Here is a 23,170-nt window from a genome sequence, read left to right on the forward strand (position 1 = left end):
GGTGGCGTCGGCCGTCTAGCGTGGCGGTCATGACGGAGCAGCGCGTACGCCGGGGCGGCCCGCCGCAGTGGTGGCGGCACGGCCCCTCGTGGTGGCACCGCGCCGACGAGGAGGAGGCGTCCGGCCGCCGTCACTGGCCCTGGCTCTCCACCGCGCTGTTCACCGCCTTCGTGCTCGTCGGCACGCACTTCTCGGCCCGCAACCAGCACGGCCACCGGGAGCCCCTGGACGCCTTCGGGTTCGCGCTGCTGCTCGTGACCCTGGGACTGCTGCTGTGGCGCAAGCGGTATCCGGCGTTCGTGGCGTTCGGCACGGCGGCGACCACCCTCGCCTACTACGCCGCCGGATACCCGTACGGCCCCGTCTTCCTGGCCGTCGCCGTCAGCTGCTTCAGCGCCGTCGTCACCGGGCACCGCAGGGCCGCGTGGGCGTCGGTGGGCATGCTGTGGGCCGGGCACGCGCTGATCGCGCTCTGGCTGTACCGCCGGCTGCCGCCGACCGGCGACACCGCCGCCTCCTGGGGGCAGGAACTGGCCGTCGCCACCTGGGTGGTGGCCCTCGTCGCGGTCTCGGAACTGGCCCGTGTCCGCCGCGAGCAGTGGGCCAAGGAACGCGCCGAGCGCGCCCAGGCCGCCCGGCGGCGGGCCGACGAGGAACGGCTGCGGATCGCCCGGGAACTGCACGACGTCCTCGCGCACAGCATCTCCGTCATCAACGTCCAGGCGGGCGTCGGCCTCGCCCTGCTCGACACCGACCCGGAGCAGGCGCGCACGGCGCTGACCACCATCAAGGCCGCCAGCAAGGAGGCGCTGGGGGAGGTGCGTCAGGTGCTGGACACTCTGCGTACTCCTGGCGACGCCCCGCGCGCCCCGGCGCCCGGCCTCGGCCGGCTGCCCGAGTTGGTGGACCAGGCGGCGACGGCCGGCCTCACCGTCGAGGTCCAGGGGGCGCCGCCCCGGCTGCCGCCCGGCACGGACCTCGCCGCCTTCCGCATCGTCCAGGAGGCGCTCACCAACGTCGTACGCCACTCGGGGTCGCGGCACGCACGCGTCCGTCTCGACCACGACCGCCGCGCGCTGCGGCTGCGCATCGACGACGACGGGCCCGCGACCGGGGCGGACGCCGGCGGCAGCGGCAACGGCCTGGCCGGGATGCGTGAGCGGGCCGCCGCCCTCGGTGGCACCATCGACGCGGGAGCGCGCCCCGACGGCGGCTGGCGGGTGCTCGCCGTACTGCCCCTGACGACCGAGGAGGAGAACCGGTGATCCGGGTACTGCTGGCCGACGACCAGTCGCTGGTGCGGGCCGGCTTCAAGGCGCTGCTCGACGCCCAGCCGGACATCGAGGTCGCCGGGGAGGCCGCGGACGGGGAGGAGGCCCTGCGCAAGGTGCGCGACCTGAGCCCCGACGTGGTGCTCATGGACATCCGCATGCCGCTGCTCGACGGACTGGCCGCGACCCGCCGCATCACCGGCGAGCCGCGGCTGAAGGACGTCAAGGTGGTCATGCTCACCACCTTCGAACTCGACGAGTACGTCTTCGAGGCGATCCGCTCGGGCGCCTCCGGCTTCCTGGTCAAGGACACCGAACCCGACGAACTCCTGCGCGCGGTACGGGCGGTGGTCGGCGGCGACGCCCTGCTGTCCCCCGGAGTGACGCGCCGCCTGATCGCCGAGTTCGCCGCCCGCTCCAAGGAACCGGCGGCCGCCGACGCCCTCGCGCAGCTCACTGAACGCGAACGCGAGGTGATGGCCCTGGTCGGCATCGGCCTGTCCAACGAGGAGATCGCCCGCCGGCTGGTCGTCAGCCCCCTCACCGCCAAGACCCACGTCAGCCGCACCATGGTGAAGCTCGGCGCCCGCGACCGCGCCCAACTGGTCGTCCTGGCCTACGAGTCGGGCCTGGTGCGACCGGGCTGGCTGGGCTGAGACGCCTGCCGGAAACGCACCAGCGTGCTGACGACCCGGACCGTGAAGACGACCGGCGCGAGCACCAGGCCCGCCCCGAGGAGCACCGTGGAGACGCCCCGCGGCAGGTCGAACAGCAGCACCGGGCCGGCCACGGCCCCGAACACCACCGCCGCCGCGAACGCCGCGCTGCACAGCGCGTACCCGATCTCGATGGTCATCGCGTCCCGCTCGGCCTGACTCCGCCGTCCCCCGTGAGCCTTCATGGCGGGAGTCAAACAGCCGTGTACCCGGCGGGCAAGAGCGGCGCGGCGAGGCATCAGACGATTCCCGACGTCTCCCGCCACAGCGTGGCGAGGGACTGGTCTCCCGTCACGTTCGGCATCGGGACGCGGTTCCACAGGGCGAGGTACAACTGGTCGGCGGGGCCCGAGAGTTCGGTGTCGCAGGCGGTGGACGCGGTCCGGGTGGTGACTGGTGGCCCGCCGGACAGCCGCACGGTCCACACCGCGTCCGCGTCCGTGGCGCGCACCCGCAGGACCCGCGGTTCGCGGCTGCGGACCCGGCTGCGGGTGCGGGCGTGGAAGCCGCCCAGCAGCTCGTCGATGCCGTCCACGGCGAAGGCCGTGCCGAGCGGGTCCGGGGTGCCGCCGCGCGCGGCCTCGGCATCGTGGCGGTGGACCGCCGTCTCGTGTGCTTGCCGCCGGGTCCAGAAAGCCAGCGGGGACGGGGACGGCGCCGGGTGGAACGTCCAGCACTCCACGTCGGCGGGCGCCGTGGTCAGCGTCTCGACGAGCAGGCGGTGACCGGCCCGGTACCAGGCCACCAGCGCGGCGCCGTCCAGGTCCGGCGGATCGCCCATCGGGCGCGGTGACGTGCGGGCGTCGGCGACGATGCCGGCGGCCCACCGGTGCACCACGCCCGTGTGCCGCAGCAGGTCCCGTACCCGCCACCCCGGGCAGGCCGGCACCGCGACGTCGGGCCCCGCCTGCTCGGCGGCGGCCGCCAGCAGAGTGCCGTGGCGGTCCAGTGCGTGAAGGTGCGCGGCGGTCTCCATGCCGGGAGTCTGCCGGATGCGGCCCGGTTCCGGGGAGAGCTGCCGGACGCGGCCCGGCTCGGGGGAGAGCCGCCTGCGGCACCGGACCGGCGTAGGCCGCGTTGCGGTACTCCATTCGGCGGGTTGGGCTGGAAGGTGACTCATTGCCCACGTTCCGGACGGCGATCATGACGATGTCCCCCTTCGGCGCCTCCTTCGGCGGCCCGGACCCGTTCTCCGAGATCCTCAACCGCTTCTTCGGCATGACGCCGGGCGCGGCGCCCCCGCAGGTGCAGCGGGTGCCGATCGGGCGGCTGCTGACCGACTCCGCGCGCGAGCTGATCAACCAGGCCACCGGGCGGGCGGCCGAGGACGGCAGCTCCGACCTGGACACCGAGCACCTGTTCTGGGCGTGCACCCAGGTGGAGCCGGCCCGTGGCCTGCTCGCCCAGGCCGGGGCCGACCCGGACCGGCTCGGAGCGGCCCTCGCCGAGGTGCTGCCCGGCGAGAGCGGCACTCCCTCCGCGCAGCCCGGCCTGACCCCGGCCGCCAAGCGGGTGCTGCTGCGCGCCTACGAGCACTCCCGCGCGGCCGGAGTGTCGTACATCGGCCCCGAACACATCCTCGGCGCGCTGCTGGACACCCCGGGCGCCGCGGCGGCGCGTGCCCTGAGCGCTCACGGCATCGAGGCGGACCAGCTGCGCCGCAGCGCCGACACGGCGTCCCGCCCCGACACCGCGCCCGGCGGGGCCGAGCCCCCGAGCGACACCCCCACCCTTGACCAGTACGGGCGCGACCTGACCGAGGAGGCCAGGGCCGCCAAGCTGGACCCGGTGGTGGGGCGGGCCATGGAGATCGAGCAGACCGTCGAGGTCCTCTCCCGCCGCACGAAGAACAACCCCGTCCTGATCGGCGAGCCGGGCGTCGGCAAGACCGCCATCGTCGAGGGGCTGGCCCAGCGGATCGTCAACGGGGACGTGCCGAAGACCCTGGAGAACAAGCGGGTGGTCGCCCTGGACCTCACCGGACTGGTGGCGGGCGCCCAGTACCGGGGCCAGTTCGAGGAGCGGCTGAAGAACGTCATCGACGAGGTCAAGGCGGCCTCCGAGTCGACGATCCTGTTCCTGGACGAACTGCACACCGTCGTCGGCGCCGGAGCCACCGGCGAGGGCTCCATGGACGCGGGCAACATCCTCAAACCGGCCCTCGCCCGCGGTGAGCTGCACGTCGTCGGAGCCACCACCCTCGACGAGTACCGGCGGTACGTGGAGAAGGACGCCGCCCTGGAGCGCCGCTTCCAGCCCGTCATGGTGCCCGAGCCGACCGTCGAGGAGACCGTGCAGATCCTGGAGGGTCTGCGCGACTCCTACGAGGCCCACCACCAGATCCGCTACAGCGACGACGCCCTCGTCGCCGCGGCGGAGCTGTCGGACCGCTACGTCACCGACCGGTTCCTGCCCGACAAGGCCATCGACCTGGTCGACCAGGCAGGCGCCCGGGTGCGCCTGCGGTCCCTGGGACGGTCCACCGAGGTCGTCGAGCGCGAGGACCGGCTGGCCAAGCTGCGCCGTGAGAAGGACCAGGCCATCGCCGCCGAGGATTTCGAACGGGCGTCCGGGCTCAAGGACCGGATCGCCGAGGTGGAGACGGAGCTGGAGGGCCTGGCCGAGCGCCGCGAGGGCGTGCTGGAGGTGACCGTCGACGACATCGCCGACGTGCTGTCCCGGCGCACCGGCATCCCCGTCTCCCAACTGACCGAGAGCGAGAAAGCACGGCTGCTGAAGCTGGAGGAGGCGCTGCACTCCCGGGTCGTCGGTCAGGACGAGGCCGTCACCGCGATCGCGCAGGCGGTGCGCCGCAGCCGCGCCGGCATGGGCGACCCGAACCGGCCCGTGGGCTCCTTCCTGTTCCTCGGCCCCACCGGGGTCGGCAAGACCGAACTGGCCAAGGCGCTCGCCGAGTTGCTGTTCGGGGATGAGAACCGGATGGTCCGCTTCGACATGAGCGAGTTCCAGGAGAAGCACACCGTCTCCCGGCTCGTCGGGGCCCCGCCCGGCTACGTCGGCCACGAGGAGGCCGGCCAGCTCACCGAGAAGGTGCGCCGCCAGCCCTACAGCGTGCTGCTCTTCGACGAGGTGGAGAAGGCCCACCCGGACGTCTTCAACACCCTGCTGCAGGTCCTCGACGACGGCCGGCTCACCGACGCCCAGGGCCGTACCGTCGACTTCCGCAACACCGTGGTCATCATGACCTCCAACATCGGCGCCCAGCGGATCCTCGCCCACCACGGGAACGTCGCCGCCATCAAGGACCAGCTGATGGAGGATCTGCGCGGAAGGTTCCTGCCCGAGTTCCTCAACCGCATCGACGACATCATCATCTTCCACGGCCTGAGCAAGGAGGACCTCGACCGGATCCTGGACCTGTTGCTGGACCACAGCCGCCGGCGGGTGCGCGCCCAGGGCCTGGAGCTGGAGGTCACCGACGCCGCGAAGCGGCTGCTGGTCGCCCACGGCCACCAGCCCGAGTTCGGCGCCCGTCCGCTGCGCCGCACCATCCAGGCCGAACTCGACAACCGCATCGCCTCCCTGCTGCTGAGCGACTCGGCCGACCCCGGTGACACGATCGTGGCGGACGTCGAGAAGGACGCCCTGGTCTGCCGGGTCGAACACCCGGAGGTCCCCGGCCGGATGACCTGATGAGGCAGGCTGCCGTGGGGCGGGGCCGCCTGTGTCCGTCAGGCGAGGGTCACCTCCACCGGCAGCCTCTTGATGCCGTTGACGAAGTTGGAGCGGACCCGGGGCACGTCCCCGGCCAGACGGATGCCGGCCAGGCGCGGGACGAGCTCCTCGAACATGATCCGGATCTCGGTGCGGGCCAGGAGGTTGCCCAGGCACAGGTGCGGGCTGCCCTTGCCGAAGGTGACGTGGTCGTTGTTCCGCCGGGTGACGTCGAAGTCGTACGGGTTGCCGAAGACCTCCTCGTCACGGTTGCCGGAGGCGAACCACATGACCACCTTGTCGCCCTCCTTGATCCGCTTGCCGCCGAGTTCGGTGTCGCGGGTGGCGGTGCGGCGGAAGTGGTACACGGGCGAGGCCCAGCGCAGGAATTCCTCGACCGCGGTGGGGATCAGCGAGGGGTCCTCCTGGAGGCGGGCCAGCTGCTCGGGGTGCTGGAGCAGGGCCAGCATGGAGTGGCTGATGGTGTGGCGGGTCGTCTCGTTGCCCGCCACCACCAGCAGCAGGAAGTAGTTGTCGAAGTCCTGCGCCGAGAGCGGGACCCCGTCCCGGGGGGTGCCGTTGACCAGCCGGGAGACCAGGTCGGTGCCGTCGCCACCGCGCCGCTGCCGGGCCAGCTCCCGGCCGTAGGCGAAGACCTCCAGGGAGGCGGGGGAGCGGAAGGGCAGGTCGCGGTACTTCTCGCTCTCCTCGCTGTGCAGGAGCACGTCGGCGTAGTCCGGGTCGGTGTTGCCGATGATGCGGTTGCCCCAGTCGATGAGCTGCTGGTTGTCCTCCGGGGGCACGTCGAGCAGCCGGGCCAGCACGTTGATGGGGAAGTCTGCGGAGACGTCCTTGACGAAGTCGAAGGTGCCCTTGGCCAGGGCCGCGTCCAGGGTGGTCGCGGTCAGGCCGCGTAGGAAGTCGCCGTAGCTGTTGATCACGTTCGCGCCGAACTGGCGCTGGATCAGGCTGCGCAGCGCGCGGTGGCGGACCCCGTCGAGTTCGAGGATGGAGGCGCGCTTCTTGATCTGGTCGTCGTCGACCTCCTCCAGGTTGACGAACCGGGTGGAGGTGAAGGTGTCGGCGTCGCGGTCGACGCGGGCGATGTCCGCGTGCCGGGTCACGCTCCAGAAGCCGGAGTTGGGCGCCTCCTCGGGCTGCCAGTGCACCGGGTCCTCGTGGCGCAGGGTGTGGAACATGCGCCAGGGGGTGACTCCGTCGGTGAAGTTGTCCAGGTCGGCGAGGTTCACGTCGGCCAGCGGCAGAGGCTCGCGGACGGCGTCGGACGGGGTCGGGGTGGTCATGGGCGGTGTCTCCTCGGCGTCACGGGGCTCGGTGCCGGCGGGATCCGGCGTCAGGGGGCGGGGGCCCGGTGCCACGGGCGGGGCGGGCTCGGTCAGAGGTGGTAGGCGTACTCGGTGAACTCCCAGTCGGTGACGTGCCGTCCGAAGCGTTCGACCTCGTCGCGCTTGTAGGTGAGGTAGGAGGCGGTGAAGTCCTTGCCGAGGACGTCGGTCAGCGCGGTGTCCGCCTCCAGGGCGTCCAGCGCGGCGGACAGGGTGGCCGGGAGCATGGCGGACCGGTCGGTGTCGTAGCCGTATCCGTCCAGCGGGGCGGGCGGTTCCTCGCCGGCCAGAACGCCGAGCAGGGCGGCGGCCACGGTCCCGGCGATGAGCAGGTAGGGGTTGGCGCCGGCGTCGCCCAGGCGCAGTTCGAGCCGGGAGCCGGCGCCCCGCTCGGGCGGGATGCGGACCATGGCGCTGCGGTTGTCGAGGCCCCAGTCGATCAGCCAGGGGGCGAGGGTGTCCGGGCCGAAACGCTTGTAGGAGTTGACCGTCGGATTGGCCAGCGCGGCGAGCGCGGGCGCGTGGGCGAGGATGCCGGCGACGGCGTGCCGGGCGCTCGCGGACAGGCCGTACGGCGCCGCCGGGTCGTCGAAGACGTTGCCGCCGTCGTCGTCCTCGCAGGACAGGTGCAGATGGAAGCCGGAGCCTCCCGCGTCGTTGAACGGCTTGGCCATGAAGGTGGCCAGGCGTCCCTCCTTGCGGGCCAGCTCCTTGACCGCCGACTTGAAGCGGAAGGCCCGGTCGGCGGCCGACAGCGCCTCCGAGTGGGTGAGGTTGATCTCGAACTGGCCCCCGTCGAACTCGTGGTTCCCGCTGCTCACGCCGAGGTCGGCGGCGCGCAGCAGGCGCAGGGTACGCAGCAGGTGGTTGTCGTCGTCGGCGCGCAGGCCCGCGGTGTAGACGACGCCCCGGGCCTCGCTGTAGCGGCGCCAGCCGCGCGGGGAGCCGGGCGCGGGCTCGCACAGGAAGTACTCCAGCTCGGGGCCGATCACCGGGTGCAGTCCGTGCGCGCGGCAGCGGTCGAGGACGGCGCGGAGCAGGTCGCGGGGTGACTCGGGGGCGGGCAGCCCGGTGGCCGGGTCGGTGACGTCGCCCAGACAGCTCGCCACGCCGGGTTCCCAGGGCAGGGACACGAGGGTGTCGAGATCCGGTCGTACGCAGATGTCGGGCAGCCCCGCGTCCAGCCCGCCGGCGACCGGGACGACGTCGCCCTGCGGGCTGGTGTGGTAGACGGCGCGGCAGAAGGCCAGTCCGTGGTCGCAGGCCGAGGGCAGGTGCTCCAGCAGGACGTCCCGGGCGCGGTCGGTGCCGATGAGGTCGGGATAGGTCACCCGGACCACGTCGACGCCCTCGGCGGCGAGCCGGTCCTGGTGCCGGCGGACGGATGGGGAGTCGGATGCGCTCACCGGAGTCTCCTCTGGGGAATGTGGGGCGCTTCCCAGGCCGGAGCGGGCGCTGGGAGAGGGGAAGAGGGGCGGCGCCGCACTGCGGGGAGGAGCAGGGGCCGCTCAACGTTTGGTGCCAAACGGTATGGACCCCCGTCACCTCGCCGCAAGAGGCTGGCCGCAAAAATTTATCCATCCGGATAGCTATTGACCAGGGTCCGGCCGCTTCCTATGTTGTTTGAAGCCAAACGAGTTCGGGGTGCGGTGTCACCCACCCCGTTGGCCGGGGCCCGGCCGCATCCGGTCCGGGCCCCATTCCCTCCCAGCTCCCCCGCCCGACGCCCTCAGCACCAGGAGGACCGGCCATGAAGGTCGTCGTCGACATGAACAAGTGCCAGGACCACGGTCAGTGCGTCTTCGCCGCCCCCGACGTCTTCAGCTTCGACGACACCGGCCGTCTGGCCTACGTCGGCGACCCCGACGACGCGCTGCGCGACGAGGTCGAGGAGGCCGCCGACGTCTGCCCGCTCCAGGCCATCCGGATCGAGGACTGAGCCGTGCGCGCACCCGTCGTCGTGGCCGGCGCCTCCATGGCCGGTCTGCGTGCCGCCGAACAGCTCCGGGCCGCCGGATACTCCGGCCCGATCACCCTGGTCGGCGAGGAACCCCACATGCCCTACAACCGGCCGCCGCTGTCCAAGGAGGTCCTGGCCGGCAAGGCGGCCTTCGAGTCGCTGGCCTTCAGGCCCCGTGCCGCGGTCGCCGACGCCGAATGGCGCCTGGGCACCAGGGTCGTCGCCGCCGACCTCGACCGCCGCCTCGTCGAACTCGACGACGGCGAGACCCTCTCCTACTCTGGACTCGTCGTCGCCACCGGGATGCGGCCCCGCCGCCTGCGCTGCCCCGGACCCCTGCGCGGACGGCACACCGTGCGAACGATCGACGACGCCCGCGAGCTGCGCGCGGCTCTGATCCGCCCGGGCGCCCGGGTGGTCGTGGTGGGCGCGGGCTTCATCGGCTGCGAGGTCGCCGCCACCGCCGTCGCCCTCGGCGCCGCCGAGGTGACCGTCGTGGACCCGCTGCCCCTGCCCATGGCCGCACCGCTCGGCGAACTGCTCGCCGGGGCCCTGCTGAAACGGCACGAGGAACGCGGAGTGCGCTTCGCGCTCGGCACCGGTGTGGCCGGCTTCGAGGGCGCGGACCAGGTCACCGGCGTGCTGCTCGGCGACGGGACCGTGCTCCCCGCGGACGTCGTGGTGGAGTCGGTCGGATCGGTCGCCAACACCGAATGGCTCGACGGCAACGGCCTCGACCTCACCGACGGGGTGCTCACCGACGAGCACCTGCGCGTCGGTTCATGCCCCGAGGTGGTGGCGGTCGGCGACGTCGCCCGTTTCCCCAACGCCCGCTACGACGGCGTACCCCGCCGCGTCGAGCACTGGTCGATCCCCACCGACACCGCCAAGCACGCCGCCCGCGTGCTCGCCGCCCGCCTTGACGGCACCGACGCCCGCCTCGACGCGTTCGCGCCGCTGCCCACCTTCTGGAGCGACCAGCACGACTTCCGCCTCCAGTCCTTCGGCGCGCCCGGGCTCGGCCTCGGCGACGTACGGATCCTCGACGGCGACCCGGAGGGGGACGTGCTCGCCGGCTACCACACCGGCGGCCGCCTCGTCGGCGTCGTCGCCCTCGGCGGTCAGGCCGCGGCGGCCGCCGCGGCCCGCCACCGCGCGGAACTGCTCAAGCTGCCCGCCCTCACCGCGTAAGGAACGCCTGCCATGACCACCGTCCGCGGATTCTTCCACCCCAAGACGGCGACGGGCGCCTCGTCGCTGATCCCCTCCCCGCCGTGGCACTACTCCGGCGACCTGCTCACTGTCGAGTACCGCACCGACCCGGCACGCGTGCGCGAACTGCTGCCCGAGCCGCTGGAACTCGCCGACGACGACCCCGGCGCCGTGGCGCTGATCTGGGCGGACTGGCAGTCCTGCGCCGCTTCCGGCGAAGAGCTGCTCGACCCGGTGCGCGCCCAGTACAAGGAGGCCTTCGCCGTTGTCCGCTGCACGTATCGCGGGCAGACGTACACGCGGTGCGTCCACATCTGGGTCGACAAGGACTTCGCCATCGCCCGCGGGCTGCACCAGGGCTACCCGAAGAAGTTCGGCTCCATCCACCAGACCCGCCCGCACCCCTACGGGCCGGCCCCGCGGATCGAGGCGGGCGCCCGCTTCGGCGCGACGCTCGCCGCCGCCGACCGCCGTATCGCCCAGGCCGTGGTCACCCTGCGCGAGCCGTCCGACACCAACGGCTTCGTCAACGGCCACCCCATGGCCCACCACCGCTGGCTGCCGTCCGTCGAGAAGGGCAAGGGCCTCGCCCTGGACGAGCTGATCGAGTCCGGCGCCGCCTCCTTCGAGGGCGGGCAGCCGTGGGTCGGCGAAGCCGATCTGGAGCTGTTCGAGGCGCCCACCGAGGAACTGGCCCGGCTGGAGGTGCGCGAGCCCATCGCCGCGTACTACCGCCAGGTCGGCGTGGTGTGGGACGGCGGCCGCCTGCTGGAGTCCGGCACGTCCGGAGCCGAGTGACGCACCCGCAGACGAGACACCCTGGAGACCGGACATGACCGACACCCACACCATCACCGTCGCCTCAGTCGCCGTCGACACCCGGCACTGGATCGGCGGCGAACGCGTCGCCTCCGCGGGCACCTTCACCGACGTCTCGCCCATCGACGGCGCCGCGCTCGGCGAGATCTCCCGCGGTACCGCGAGCGAGGCCGCCGCGGCCGTGGCCGCCGCCAAGGCCGCCTTCCCCGCCTGGGCCGCCACCCCGCCCGCCGAACGCGCCCGCCTCCTGCACGCCATCGCCGACGGCGTGGAGAAGCGGCTCGAAGATCTCGCGATCGTCGAGACCACCGACAACGGCGCCCTGCTGCGCTCCCACCGCCGCGGTGTCATGCCGCGCGTCGCGCACAACTTCCGCTTCTTCGCCGACTGGCTGCTCCGGCTCGGCCGCGAGGACTTCGAGACTCGCGGCCACACCAACCACGTCAGCTGGGACCCGGCCGGCCCCTGCGTGCTGATCACGCCGTGGAACGCGCCGCTGATGCTGGCCACCTGGAAGGTCGCCCCGGCCCTCGCCGCCGGCAACACGGTGATCCTGAAGCCCGCCGAGTGGTCCCCGCTGACCGCCTCGCTGCTCGCCGACATCGCCGCCGAGGCCGGGCTCCCGGCCGGCGTCCTCAACGTCGTCCAGGGCCTCGGCTCGGAGATCGGCGACGCGCTCACCTCGCATCCGGACGTGCGCCGGATCAGCTTCACGGGCTCCGTCCCGACGGCCAGGCGCATCTCCGCGTCGGCCGCCGCGAACCTCACCCCGCTCAGCCTCGAACTCGGCGGCAAGTCCCCGCTGCTGGTGTTCGCCGACGCCGACCTCGACCTCGCCGTGGACCTCGCGGTGGAGCAGTACGACAACGCCGGCCAGGTCTGCCTGGCGGGCACCCGGCTGCTGGTGGAGGAGTCGATCGCCGAGGAGTTCACCCGTCGCTTCAGGGAGAAGGCCTCCCGGCTGGTGCAGGGCGACCCGCGCGACGAGGCCACCGACATCGGCCCCAACATCCACCCCCGCCAGCTGGAGAAGATAGACGGCTTCGTGCGGCGGGCGCTCGCGGCCGGGGCCCGGGCCGTCATCGGCGGCCACCGGAAGGACGACCGGTTCTACGCACCGACGCTGCTGACCGACGTCGCCCAGGACTCGGAGATCGTGCAGGAGGAGGTCTTCGGCCCCGTGCTGACCCTCCAGACCTTCGGCACCGAGGAAGAGGCCGTCCGCCTCGCCAACGACACCCGCTTCGGCCTGGCCGCCACCCTCACCACCGGCGACCACGAGCGCGCCGAACGCGTCACCGCGCGGCTCGTCGCCGGCACCGTCTGGGTCAACTGCTTCTTCGTCCGCGACCTCCAGGCCCCCTTCGGCGGCTCCCGCCACTCCGGCGTCGGCCGGGAGGGCGGCACCTGGAGCTTCGACTTCTACTGCGACCTGAAGAACACCGTCACCGCCCCGGAGGGATGGAAGGACCATGGGTGAGATCGTCGGGGCGGGGCTGCTCGCCCACGTCCCCACCGTCGTACTGCCGAAAGAGACGCGGCTGGAGCTGAACGAGGGCAAGGAGATCACCCTCGTCACCGGCCTCCAGCAGCTGCGCGAGGACGTCTTCGCACGTGATGACGCCCACGCATACGACACTGTGGTGGTCCTGGACTCCCACTGGGCGACCACCGTCGAGTTCGTCGTCACCGCCCAGCACCGGCGCGCGGGCCTGTTCACCTCCGAGGAGCTGCCGCGCGGCATGTGCCGGATGCCCTTCGACTTCCCCGGCGACCCCGAACTCGCGCGGAACATCGCTTCGTTCGCCGACAAGCACGGCACCTGGATCACGGCGATCGACGACGAGTACCTGCCGATCTACTACGCCACCATCAACCTGTGGAAGTTCCTCGGCGAGGGACTGCCCGACAAGCGGTGGGTGACCATCGGCGTCTGCCAGACCGGCGACATGGAGGACCACCTGCGCCTCGGCCGCGCCCTCGCCGACGGCATCGCCGCCACCCCCGGCCGCCGGGTCCTGCTCATCGCCTCCGGTGCCCTGTCGCACACCTTCTGGCCGCTGCGCGAGCTGCGCGACCACGAAGCCAGCGACCCGGCCCACATCTTCACGCCCGAGGCCCGCGAGGCGGACCACGAGCGCATCGCCTGGTTCAAGAAGGGCCGCCACGACAGGGTCCTCGACACCATGGACGAGTTCTGGAGGTACAAGCCCGAGGCGAAGTTCTTCCACTACCTGATGATGGCCGGCGCGCTCGGCGAGCGGGCCTGCGTCGCCAGGGCCCGCCAGTACGGCGAGTACGAGAACTCCATCGGCACCGGCCAAGTCCACCTGTGGTTCGACCGCCCGGCCGAGGGCTGGACCGGCAGCGGTCCGCCCACGTCCACCGCCCCGCACCCGACCGCCTAGAAAGGCCCCTCATGCCCGAGTACCGCCGCATCCTGCTCGACGGTGCCGCCGTCCAGGTCACCGTCGACGCGGACGAACTGATCGCCGGGGACGGCCGCCGCGTCAAGACCGACGACGCGCAGCACCTGCCCCCGGTGGTCCCCTCCAAAGTCATCGCCGTCCACCTCAACCACCGCAGCCGGGTGGACGAGTTCCGGATCGGCCTGCCCGACACCCCGACGTACTTCCACAAGCCGACCTCCGCCCTCAACTCCCACAAGGGCGCGATCGTGCGCCCCGAGGGCTGCAAGTGGCTCAACTACGAGGGCGAGGTCGCCATCGTCATCGGCAGGACGGCGCGCAACATCTCGCCGGCCGAGGCGGGGGAGTACATCGCCGGGTACACCGTCGCCAACGACTACGGCCTGCACGACTTCCGCGACACCGACGCCGGTTCCATGCTGCGCGTCAAGGGCTCCGACACCCTCTGCCCGCTCGGCCCCGGCCTCGTCACCGACTGGGACTTCCACGGCAAGCGGCTGCGGACCTACGTCAACGGCGAAGTCGTCCAGGACGGCTCGACCGACGAGATGACCTGGGACATGCACTACCTGGTCGCGGACATCGCCCGCACCATCACCCTCCACCCCGGTGACGTGCTGCTCTCCGGCACCCCCGCCAACTCGCGTCCCGTCCGGCCGGGCGACGTCGTCGAGGTCGAGGTCGAGGGACTGGGCCGGCTCACCAACCACGTCGTCACCGGCCCGACCCCGATCCGGACCGACGTCGGCGCCCAGCCCACCGAGTCCGAGGAGGTGCTGTCCACCGCGCTCGGCGGCGACTGGGAATTCCGTGGCATCCGCCCACCACGCCGCTGAACGGCCCGTGCTCGATAGGGTCGGTGCCTTGACTTCTCCCCCTCCTGAAGGAGGGGGATTCTCACGGCTCGCGCTGTGAGGTTTTCTGCTTCGTCGCCGACTGCCCGTCCGGAGTTCTCCGTTGAGGTCTTACACCGGCTCCACAGACCGACGCCGCCAGCCCGGCGGCCAGGAGGTTCTTCGCCGCGTTCGCGTCCCGGTCATGGGTCGTCCCGCAGGCGCACGTCCAGGTACGGACGCTCAGCGGCATGCTCTCGGCGAGAGCGCCGCAGGCGGAGCACAGCCTGGAGGACGGGAAGAAGCGGTCGACCGCGATCACTTCCCGCCCGTACCAGGCGGCCTTGTACTCCAGAAGGCTCCTGAACTGAGACCATGCCGCATCACTGATGGCGCGGGCCAGGCTCCGGTTCTTGACCATGTTGCGCACGGTGAGGTCCTCGATCACGAGCGTTTGGTTTTCACACACGAGTCGAGTGGTCAGCTTGTGCAGGTGATCACGCCTGCGGTCGGTGATCCGGGCGTGGATCCTCGCGACCTTCAGCCGGGCTTTGCACCGGTTGGCGCCGTCGCCCCTGGCCTTGCGGGACAGCTCCCGCTGGGCCCTGGCCAGGCGGGCGCGGTCCTTGCGTTCGTGCCTCGGGTTGGCGATCTTCTCACCGGTCGAGAGGGTCAGCAGGTGGTCCAGTCCCACGTCGATCCCGACCGCCGCGTCCGCAGCCGGCAGCGGGCGCACGCTGGGGTCCTCGCACAGCATCGACACGAACCAGCGCCCCGCGCTGTCCTGGGAGACGGTCACCGTGGACGGGGATGCGCCCTCAGGCAGGGGCCGGGACCAGACGATGTCCAGCGGCCGGTCCATCTTGGCCAGCGTCAGCTGCCCGTCCCGGATCCGGAACCCGCTGGTGGTGTACTCCGCGCTCCTGCACGACTTCTTGCGCGACTTGAACCGCGGGTACTTGGCCCGCTTGCCGAAGAAGCCTGTGAACGCCGCCTGCAAGTGTCGCAGCGCCTGCTGAAGCGGCACCGCGGACACCTCGCCCAAGTAGGCCAGTTCCTCGGTCTTCTTCCATTCAGTCAGCATCGCCGACGTCTGGTTGTAGTTGACCCGCTCCTGCCGCGCCCACGCCTCGGTACGGGCCGCGAGTGCCATGTTGTAGACCTTGCGCACACAGCCGAACGTGCGCGACAGCTCGGCTGCCTGCGCATCGGTCGGATAGAAGCGGTACTTGAACGCCCGCTTCACCTGAATGGCCGTCATACCTCACAAACTATCAAATCAGCCTGTGACGATCTGCTGGTATCCGGCTGGTGGACAACGAATCGCCCAGCGGCGATTCGCCATTCCCTGCCCTGCTCCGCAGGAGTCCGATTCCTCCCCTGCCTGAAGGCGGGGGTTTCCTCGGAGGTACCTCGATGACCGAGCCCGGACAGCCAGACGAGGCAGCGGAGTCCGGGGCACCCGCGGAGAGCACGGACCTCACGGCTCCCGGCAGCCCCGCCGCCCCCGCGCCCACCGCGGGGACGGGGGCGCCCGCCGGGTCTGCGGCTTCCGCTTCCGGGGTGAAGCCCGGTGAGGCCAACGGGATGGACCAGGCCGAGGAGTCCCATGAGGCCGCCGGGCCCGACCAAGCCGTAGAACCCTGTGAGGCCACCGGGCTTGATGCGGCCGTGGAGTCCGGCGCGCCCGCCGCAGCCGGTCCTGGCCGGCGGTCGCGTAAGCGGGTGCGGAACTACGGGGCCGGCCGGGACGCGCTGCTCGACGCCGCCGTGCGGGTGGTGGCCCGCGGGGGGCTGCGCAAGCTGACCTACCGGGCCGTGGCGCAGGAGGCCGGGGTCACGCACGGGCTCGTCGTGCACCACTTCGGCTCGCGCGATGCCCTGATCGAGGAGGCACTCGCCCACGCCGTGCGCTCCTCACTGAACAGCAGCGCGCTCGAACCCGGCACGGGCAGGGTCGCGGACTTCTCCGCCGGGCTGTCGGACATGGTGGAGTCCGGCCCGGACCTCCAGGCCTTCCAGTACGAGCTGCTGCTGGAGGCGCGCCGCCGTCCCGAGCTCATGCCGCACCTGCGCGCCCTGTACGAGGAGTATTTCGGCGCCACCCGGCGGGAGCTGTCCCAGATGCTCGCCCGGCCGGTCGACCGGGGCCTGTACCGGCTGGTCTTCGCGGCCCTGGAGGGCCTGGTCCTGCACCAGCTCGTGTTCGGCGAGCGCGAGGTCACCGAAGAGGCCCTCGCCCGGCTGCGCGAACTGCTCGGGCAGCTCGCCGCCGACCCTGACGAGGCCTGACCCGTACGCCGCACCGGCGCGGCCAGGGCCGTGGGCCACGGTGGCGCGGGAATCGCCGATCCGCACGGATTCCCCGCCCTCACCCCCTTGTCAAACGGATAGTTCCGCCCTCACGATGAGGCAACTCGTTTGGCCTGAAACGACCCTCCTTTCTCTGGCAGGTGATCCGAGTGGACAGTCAGACGGCCTCCGCGGAGCGGACCGTACGGGACACATCCACCGCAGCCACGCTCAAGCCCAATGCGCTGGGCGTTTTGGGCATCCTCTTCTTCGTCCTGTCCGCGCAGGCCCCCCTCACCGGGATCGCCGGGGCGGCCCCGATCTCCGTGGCCATCGGCAACGGAGCCGGCACACCCGCCGCCTATGTGCTCGCGGGCGCCATGATCCTGCTGTTCTCGGTCGGCTTCGTCGCCATGGGACGGCACGTCGTCGACGCCGGCGCCTTCTACACCTACATCGGCACCGGGCTCGGCCGTACCGCCGGAGCCGGCAGCGCGGGCCTCGCCCTGTTCTCGTACTGCGTCATCCAGGCGGCCATGTACGGGCTGTACGGCTCCATCGTCAGCGGACTGGTCGCCCACCACACCGGCCTGGACCTGCCGTGGTGGGTCTGGGCGCTGGCCACCATGGCCGTGGTGAAGGTGCTCGGGGCCGCCGGTATCGAGATGGGCGCCCGCGTACTGGCCGTCTTCGTCACCGCCGAGTTCAGCATCCTGCTGGTGTTCGGACTGGTCATGCTGTTCAAGGGCGGCGGGCCCGAGGGGCTCGGCGTGACCGACAGCTTCTCGCCGTCCGCGGCGCTCCGGGGCGCACCCGGGGTCGCCGTGATGTTCGCCGTCGCCTCCATGTTCGGCTTCGAGGCCACCGCGATCTACGGCGAGGAGGCGCGCGACCCCAGCAGAACCGTGCCGCGGGCCACCTACCTGTCCGTCCTCGTGGTCACCGGCTTCTTCGCGCTGACCTCCTGGATGCTGATCTCCGCCTACGGCGCCTCGAAGGCGTCGGCGGCCGCGGGCGAGGCGCTGGCGAGCGGGGACTCGACCGGCTTCGTCTTCGCGCCGATCGCCGCGGAGTTCGGCGGCTGGGTGAACCAGGTGCTGCCGATCCTGCTCGCCACCTCCCTGTTCGCGGGCATCCTCACCTTCCACAACTCCGCCAACCGCTACCTGTTCTCGCTCGGCCGCGACGGGCTGCTGCCGCCGGGCCTGTGCAGGCTCAACTCCCGCCACGCGCCCGCGGCCGCCGGCTGGGTGCAGACCGTGGTCGCCGTGGCCCTGGTCGTCCCGTTCGCGCTGACCGGCAAGGACCCGGTGCTGACCCTCTTCTCCTGGTTCAGCGGGGTCGCCGTCCTGGCGATGATGCTGCTCTACCTGCTGACCTCGGTGTCGGTGGTCGTCTTCTTCCGCCGCGAGCGCCTGGACGGCCGGGTGTGGAACACGCTCGTCGCCCCGGTGCTGGGCGTGCTGGGCCTGGCGGGCGCGATCTGGCTGATCCTCGCCAACTTCACGACCCTGATCGGCGGTTCGACCGGCACGGCCGTGTGCCTCACCCTCCTGGTGCCGGCGGTACTGGCGCTCGGCGCGGTCAAGGAACGGGTCGGGCGACGGCGCGCGGCGACGCCGTAACCCCCTCACCCACCCTGAAACGACGCACGATCAACGTGGTCTGGAGGACCGCATGTCCGCTGTCACCCACGACGAATGGCTCCACCGGGCCAAGGAGTTCCAGCCCCCTCGCGCGCACCACATCGACGGCGCCGAGGAGTCCGGCGACGGCGCCTTCCGGGTCGTCTCGCCCCGGGACGGCCAGGTGCTGACCGAGGTCGCCGACGCCGGCCCCGCCGAGGTCGACGCCGCTGTGGCCGCCGCTCGCCGTGCCTTCGACAGCGGACCGTGGCCGCGGTGGGCGCCCGCCGACCGCGGCCGGGTCCTCCTGCGCATCGCCGATCTCCTCCAGGAGCGGCGTACGGACCTCGCCCTCGCCGTGAGCCTGGAGATGGGCAAGCCGGTCAGCGACGCCCACGACATCGAACTGCGCGCCGTGATCAACACCTTCCGCTGGTACGGGCAGCTCGCAGACAAGCTCACGGACGAGTCCCCGCACACGGCCGCGGACGCGCTCGCCCTGGTCACCCGGGAGCCGGCCGGCGTCGTCGGCGCGGTGGTGCCCTGGAACTTCCCCCTCACGCTCGCCGGCTGGAAGGTCGCCCCCGCGCTGGCGGCCGGCTGCACCGTCGTGCTGAAGCCCTCGGAGAACGCGCCGCTGTCCGCGCTGCTGCTCGCCCGGATCGCCACCGAGGCAGGGCTGCCGCCCGGGGTGCTCAACGTGGTGAACGGCGACGGGCCGGTGGCCGGGCGGGCCCTCGGCCTCCACCCGGACGTCGACGTGCTGGCGTTCACCGGTTCCACGGCCGTCGGCCGCCACTTCCTGCGCTACTCCGCCGACTCCAACCTCAAGCGGGTCTGGCTGGAGCTCGGCGGCAAGTCGCCGAACATCGTCCTGCCCGACGCCCCCGACCTGGCGAGGGCCGCCGCCACCGCCGCCTGGGGCATCTTCTTCAACCAGGGCGAGATGTGCACCGCGCCCTCCCGGCTGCTGGTGCACTCCTCGATCGCCGAGGAGGTCACCGAGGCGGTCGTGGCACGGGCGCGCGAACTGCGGGTGGGCGACCCCCTGGACCCCGCCACTGAGATGGGCGCCCTGGCCGGCGAGGCCCACCTGGGCCGTGTGCTGGACCATGTCCGGCAGGGCGCCGGCGACGGGGCCCGCCTGCGCACCGGCGGCCGGCGCATCCTGGCGGAGACCGGCGGCGTCTACGCCGAGCCCACCGTCTTCGACCGCGTCGACCCGCGCAGCCGGCTCGCCCGCGAGGAGATCTTCGGCCCGGTCCTGTCCGTGCTGACCTTCGACGGGATCGACGAGGCGGTCGCGCTCGCCAACGCCACCGAGTACGGTCTCGCCGCCGGCCTGTGGACCTCCGACCTGTCCACCGCGCACCGCGTCTCCCGCGCCCTGAGGGCCGGCACCGTCTGGGTCAACTGCTACGAGGAGGGAGACCTCACCGTCCCCTTCGGCGGCATGAAGCAGTCGGGCAACGGCCGGGACAAGTCCGTCCACGCCCTGGAGAAGTACACCGAACTGAAGACCACCTGGATCCAGCTGTGAGCCGAACCCCCGTGCGTCCCCTGATCGCGATCCCCGCCCGCTTCTGCGCCACCACCTCCGCGCTGCGCTTCGCCGCCGAGGTCAACGCCCGCGCCCTGGTCGAGGCGGTGTGGCGGGCCGGCGGCGAGCCGGCCACCATCCACCCGGCGGACCCCGCCGGGCACGACGTCGCCGCGCGGCTCGCCCGCTTCGACGGCGTCCTGCTGCCCGGCGGCGGCGACCTGGCACCGCACCGGTACGGCGCCGCCGACGCCCACGACAGCGTGTACGACGTCGACGACCTCCAGGACGCCTTCGACCTTGAGGTGGCCCGCCGCGCCCTGGGGTCCGGACTGCCGCTGCTGGCGATCTGCCGCGGTCTCCAGGTGGTCAACACCGTGCTGGGCGGCACGCTGCACCAGGACATGGGCGGCCCCGGCCAGGACCACCGGCACGTCCGGCACCCCGTGTCCCTCGCCCCCGGCTCGGCACTGGCCCGGATCACCCGTGCCGACAAGGTGGAGGCCTCCTGCTACCACCACCAGCACATCGACCGGCTCGGCGAGGGCCTGACGGTCACCGCCCGGGCCGCCGACGGCACCGTGGAGGGCGTGGAGCGCGCGGACGGCACGGGCTGGTTCGTGGCCGTGCAGTGGCATCCCGAGGACACCGCGCACGAGGATCCGGCGCAGCAGCGCCTGTTCGACGCGCTGGTGGGAGCGGCCCGTGCCTGAGTGCCCCGGCGCACCGGAGGCGGCGCGGAATCCGGCGGGTCAGCCCTTGGCGCGGCGCCCGCTGCGGCGCGGCGCCGGGTCCGCGCCGTCCAGCAGCGACCGGCGGCGCTCCTCGCCGTGCTCCTCGACCTGGAGGACCACACGCCGCAGCATCTCCGCCAGACCCCGGCACTCCTCGCCGCTCAACTGCGAGGTGACGAAGGCCTCTTCCTCGTTGAACTCCGGAAAGACCCGGCTCATGAACTCCTCGCCCTCGGCGGTCAGCGAGAGCAGGACGAGCCGTCCGTCGGTGGGGTGCCCGGTGCGGCGCAGCAGCCCGCGCGACTCCAGCGTGCGGGAGACGCCCGTCAGGGTGCCCTTGGAGATGCCGGCCTCCTCGGCCACGTGCCGGGTCTCCGACTCGCCCCACACCCAGACCACCCACAGCACGACGAACGCGGTCCAGGTCAGGTCCGAGCCGCGCAGCACCGAGTTCTCCAGGTGCTGGCGGACCGCGGAGGCGGCCCGGTAGATGTTGGCGACCGCCGCCATCTGCTCCCGGCGCACGCGGATGCCACCGAGCTTGGCCTGCGCGAGCTTCTCCGCCTCGGTGATGGAACGGTGGCCGGGCACGGGCACTCCCTCGCTCTGATCGCCGGGACCGGGCGGGCCGGTGCCGCCCGCCCGGTCATTCGGGCTCAAAGTGTACGGCGATCAGTTCCGGGGAGAGGCGCCCCTCCCTCGTGCGCGACCCGTCCTCAGCCTGTCTTCCAGCCCCAGGGCGTGTCCACGCGCGCCCACTCCTCGTCCCACTGGGCGAAGCGCCGGCGGTCGAGGCGGGTCCTGGCCAGCTTGGCACCGCCGAAGACGACGCCCACGGCGGTCGAACCCGCCCAGAGTCCGCCCAGGGTCGTCTGGAAGGCGATGTCGGCCCGTGAGGCGGGCGGCGGGACCAGCGTGCCCTGCCCGTTCGTCCACACCGTGACATGGGCGCCGGGTGTCGCGGAGACCGGGACCCTGGTCCGGCCCGTGCGCGCCGAGCCGTCGGCGTCCGTCCAGCGGACCGTCCCCCAGCCCAGGGAACTGCTCACCGGGCGGATCCCCCCGCGGGCCGCCTCCTGCGTCACCACGGCCGGCACGGGGTGGGTCTCGGCGCGGACCCGGTCCGCGGCCCGCTGCATCGCGCCCGCCGTCAGCACACCCGCGAGGACACCGCCGACCACGGCGAGGACCCAGGCGACGAGCAGGATCCACGCCTCCACCACGTCGCTGGTCCGCCTGAGCGGATTGCGCCGCCATCGCCACAGCCACACTCCCGTACGACGTGTCACCTTCGACACCCCCTCGTGAGCACCGACGGCCCCCACTGACCAGTGTGCCCCCAGGTGCGATCCATGGCTTCCGGGGAGCCCGGCGAGGGGGCCGGGGCCGGTGGTACGGCTGTCCCCGCGCATGGACCACCGGTCCGCGCCGGACCTTCGGACACGGAACGGTTAAGGCTTTCTCACGGGGCCGTTGCCATACGGTGAGCGCGCCATGATGGAGCCATGACGCTCGCCGCGCGCGCTCTCGCCCAGCTGGCAACCTGGCCCGATCTCACGGAGGCGGTGCCGAGCTGCGGCAGCGGGCAGGCGCTCAGCTCGGCGGGCGGGGAGATCGCCCACTTCCACTCCGGCCGGGACGTCGACCTCCACCTGACCGCCCGGGCGATCCGCCGCCTGGAGGGCGACCTGCGGCGGTTCGCCGCGGTCCGCGTGGTGCCTGGCTCCTCGTGGGTGACCATTCGCCTCGACGCCTCGGCCGACGTGGATCTGCTGATGAGCCTGATGAGTGTGGCGCTCAAGGCCCGCCAGGGGCGGCCGGACGACGGCCGGACCACCCCCTGCGGCTGCAACGACGTCCGCGGCGTGGGCTTCGTGCGGATCTGACGTGGCGGCGGGACGGGCGACGTCAGACGGCCAGCACCCGCAGGCCCGCCTCCTCGAACGCGCGGATTGTCTCCGGCCCCGCCGCCGCGTCCGTGACCAGGGTGTCCACCGACTCGGCCGAGCAGATGCGGGCGAAGGCCCGCCGGCCCAGCTTGCTGGAGTCGGCGGCCACGACGACGCGCTCGGCGCGCTCGCACAGCAGGCGGTTGACGGCGGCCTCGGCCTCGTCGTGTGCCGCCGCGCCGTGTGCGACGTCGAAGCCGACCACTCCGAGCACCGCCACGTCGAGCGTGACCTGACTCAGCACCCCGTCCGCCAGCGGCCCGATGAGCTCGTACGACTGCGGCCGTGCGACCCCTCCGGTCAGCACGATCTTGAACTGGGGCCTGACGGCGAGTTCGTTGGCGATGTTGAGCGCGTTGGTCACCACGGTCAGCGCGGGGGAGCCGGACGCGAGGTCGGCGCGCACCGCCAGGGCACGGGCCACCTCCGTGGTGGTGGTGCCGCCCGTCAGGCCCACCGCCTCGCCGGGCGCCAGGAGATCCGCGACGGCCTTGGCGATGCGCTGCTTCTCGGAGGCGTGGCGGGCGGTCTTGTAGCGCAGCGGCAGCTCGTAGGAGACGCCGTGCACCACGGCGCCGCCCCGGGTGCGGACCAGCATCTGCTGCTCGGCGAGCTGGTCGAAGTCCCGCCGGATCGTCGCGGCCGACACCCCCAGTCCGGCCGCCGCCTCCTCGACGTCCAGCCGGCCGCGCTCGACGAGCAGCTCCAGCAGCGCCTTCCAGCGGGCGTCGCGTGACATCCGCCTCCTCCGTTCCCTGGGTTCTCCGTG

The 23,170-nt window shown here is 72.4% G+C and carries 22 protein-coding genes; 14 read left to right on the forward strand and 8 right to left on the reverse strand.

Features of this window, described 5'->3' with window-relative positions:
* Positions 1-29 precede the first annotated feature (29 nt).
* Positions 30-1,265 carry a sensor histidine kinase gene (locus tag TNCT6_RS29460; protein ID WP_141363817.1) on the forward strand — a complete coding sequence of 412 codons (1,236 nt, stop codon included), beginning with the start codon at positions 30-32 and terminating at the stop codon, positions 1,263-1,265.
* The gene (locus tag TNCT6_RS29465) at positions 1,262-1,927 is read left to right on the forward strand and encodes a response regulator transcription factor (RefSeq protein WP_141363819.1); all 666 of its coding nucleotides are present in this window, start codon (positions 1,262-1,264) and stop codon (positions 1,925-1,927) included. Before TNCT6_RS29460 ends, TNCT6_RS29465 begins: the two co-directional genes overlap by 4 nt.
* On the opposite strand, the gene TNCT6_RS29470 is transcribed toward TNCT6_RS29465, so the two are convergent.
* Entirely contained in the window at positions 1,888-2,172 is a 285-nt protein-coding gene (locus TNCT6_RS29470) for a DUF6332 family protein (protein ID WP_141363821.1), read from the reverse strand. The two genes, TNCT6_RS29465 and TNCT6_RS29470, sit on opposite strands and share 40 nt — an antisense overlap.
* A gap of 53 nt (positions 2,173-2,225) precedes the next feature.
* Entirely contained in the window at positions 2,226-2,963 is a 738-nt protein-coding gene (locus TNCT6_RS29475) for a maleylpyruvate isomerase family mycothiol-dependent enzyme (protein WP_141363823.1), read from the reverse strand.
* A 167-nt stretch (positions 2,964-3,130) separates the two neighbouring features.
* Here TNCT6_RS29475 and TNCT6_RS29480 point away from each other — a divergent pair, with 167 nt between their 5' ends.
* Positions 3,131-5,641, forward strand: a complete 2,511-nt coding sequence (locus tag TNCT6_RS29480) for an ATP-dependent Clp protease ATP-binding subunit (protein ID WP_141366902.1) — start codon at positions 3,131-3,133, stop codon at positions 5,639-5,641.
* Positions 5,642-5,679: 38 nt separating this feature from the next.
* Here the strand turns inward: TNCT6_RS29480 and TNCT6_RS29485 are convergent, their stop codons facing one another.
* Entirely contained in the window at positions 5,680-6,966 is a 1,287-nt protein-coding gene (locus TNCT6_RS29485) for a cytochrome P450 (protein ID WP_141363825.1), read from the reverse strand.
* Positions 6,967-7,058: 92 nt separating this feature from the next.
* Positions 7,059-8,414: a glutamine synthetase family protein gene (locus tag TNCT6_RS29490; RefSeq protein ID WP_141363827.1), complete on the reverse strand. Its 1,356-nt coding sequence runs from the start codon at positions 8,412-8,414 to the stop codon at positions 7,059-7,061.
* Between the two features lie 344 nt (positions 8,415-8,758).
* On the opposite strand from TNCT6_RS29490, the gene TNCT6_RS29495 reads away from it, so the two are divergent.
* The 6 genes from TNCT6_RS29495 to TNCT6_RS29520 are packed head-to-tail and all read left to right on the forward strand — an operon-like array spanning position 8,759 to position 14,264.
* Positions 8,759-8,947: a ferredoxin gene (locus TNCT6_RS29495; protein WP_141363829.1), complete on the forward strand. Its 189-nt coding sequence runs from the start codon at positions 8,759-8,761 to the stop codon at positions 8,945-8,947.
* 3 nt (positions 8,948-8,950) lie between these two features.
* Positions 8,951-10,159: an NAD(P)/FAD-dependent oxidoreductase gene (locus TNCT6_RS29500; protein WP_141363831.1), complete on the forward strand. Its 1,209-nt coding sequence runs from the start codon at positions 8,951-8,953 to the stop codon at positions 10,157-10,159.
* 12 nt (positions 10,160-10,171) lie between these two features.
* On the forward strand, positions 10,172-10,978 hold the full coding sequence (locus tag TNCT6_RS29505; protein ID WP_141363833.1) for an acetoacetate decarboxylase family protein: 807 nt from the start codon (positions 10,172-10,174) through the stop codon (positions 10,976-10,978).
* A 34-nt stretch (positions 10,979-11,012) separates the two neighbouring features.
* Entirely contained in the window at positions 11,013-12,479 is a 1,467-nt protein-coding gene (locus tag TNCT6_RS29510; protein ID WP_141363835.1) for an aldehyde dehydrogenase, read from the forward strand.
* Positions 12,472-13,407, forward strand: coding sequence for a 3,4-dihydroxyphenylacetate 2,3-dioxygenase (locus tag TNCT6_RS29515; protein WP_141363837.1), 936 nt, complete (start codon positions 12,472-12,474; stop codon positions 13,405-13,407). The genes TNCT6_RS29510 and TNCT6_RS29515 overlap by 8 nt, the downstream gene beginning before the upstream one ends.
* 11 nt (positions 13,408-13,418) lie before the next feature.
* Positions 13,419-14,264, forward strand: a complete 846-nt coding sequence (locus TNCT6_RS29520; protein WP_141363839.1) for a fumarylacetoacetate hydrolase family protein — start codon at positions 13,419-13,421, stop codon at positions 14,262-14,264.
* Positions 14,265-14,325: 61 nt separating this feature from the next.
* Here the strand turns inward: TNCT6_RS29520 and TNCT6_RS29525 are convergent, their stop codons facing one another.
* Complete coding sequence (locus TNCT6_RS29525) at positions 14,326-15,522, reverse strand: RNA-guided endonuclease TnpB family protein (RefSeq protein WP_141363841.1); 1,197 nt, start codon at positions 15,520-15,522, stop codon at positions 14,326-14,328.
* A 410-nt stretch (positions 15,523-15,932) separates the two neighbouring features.
* Here TNCT6_RS29525 and TNCT6_RS29530 point away from each other — a divergent pair, with 410 nt between their 5' ends.
* From TNCT6_RS29530 to TNCT6_RS29545, 4 genes are all read left to right on the forward strand, one after another.
* Entirely contained in the window at positions 15,933-16,553 is a 621-nt protein-coding gene (locus TNCT6_RS29530; protein WP_253266457.1) for a TetR/AcrR family transcriptional regulator, read from the forward strand.
* Positions 16,554-16,723: 170 nt separating this feature from the next.
* The gene (locus TNCT6_RS29535; RefSeq protein WP_141363843.1) at positions 16,724-18,178 is read left to right on the forward strand and encodes an APC family permease; all 1,455 of its coding nucleotides are present in this window, start codon (positions 16,724-16,726) and stop codon (positions 18,176-18,178) included.
* 52 nt (positions 18,179-18,230) lie between these two features.
* Entirely contained in the window at positions 18,231-19,718 is a 1,488-nt protein-coding gene (locus tag TNCT6_RS29540) for an aldehyde dehydrogenase (protein WP_141363845.1), read from the forward strand.
* Entirely contained in the window at positions 19,715-20,431 is a 717-nt protein-coding gene (locus TNCT6_RS29545; RefSeq protein WP_253266262.1) for a gamma-glutamyl-gamma-aminobutyrate hydrolase family protein, read from the forward strand. Before TNCT6_RS29540 ends, TNCT6_RS29545 begins: the two co-directional genes overlap by 4 nt.
* Before the next feature lie 39 nt (positions 20,432-20,470).
* Here TNCT6_RS29545 and TNCT6_RS29550 read toward each other — a convergent pair whose 3' ends face one another.
* Both TNCT6_RS29550 and TNCT6_RS29555 read right to left on the reverse strand, forming a co-directional pair.
* The gene (locus TNCT6_RS29550) at positions 20,471-21,043 is read right to left on the reverse strand and encodes a MarR family winged helix-turn-helix transcriptional regulator (RefSeq protein ID WP_141363847.1); all 573 of its coding nucleotides are present in this window, start codon (positions 21,041-21,043) and stop codon (positions 20,471-20,473) included.
* A gap of 125 nt (positions 21,044-21,168) precedes the next feature.
* Positions 21,169-21,741 carry a hypothetical protein gene (locus TNCT6_RS29555; protein WP_253266263.1) on the reverse strand — a complete coding sequence of 191 codons (573 nt, stop codon included), beginning with the start codon at positions 21,739-21,741 and terminating at the stop codon, positions 21,169-21,171.
* A gap of 216 nt (positions 21,742-21,957) precedes the next feature.
* Here TNCT6_RS29555 and TNCT6_RS29560 point away from each other — a divergent pair, with 216 nt between their 5' ends.
* Positions 21,958-22,338, forward strand: coding sequence for a luciferase family protein (locus TNCT6_RS29560; RefSeq protein ID WP_172633086.1), 381 nt, complete (start codon positions 21,958-21,960; stop codon positions 22,336-22,338).
* Positions 22,339-22,360: 22 nt separating this feature from the next.
* On the opposite strand, the gene TNCT6_RS29565 is transcribed toward TNCT6_RS29560, so the two are convergent.
* Positions 22,361-23,140, reverse strand: a complete 780-nt coding sequence (locus tag TNCT6_RS29565) for a DeoR/GlpR family DNA-binding transcription regulator (RefSeq protein WP_141363849.1) — start codon at positions 23,138-23,140, stop codon at positions 22,361-22,363.
* Positions 23,141-23,170: the final 30 nt, after the last annotated feature.

The organism is Streptomyces sp. 6-11-2, from assembly GCF_006540305.1.
GTDB lineage: Bacteria > Actinomycetota > Actinomycetes > Streptomycetales > Streptomycetaceae > Streptomyces.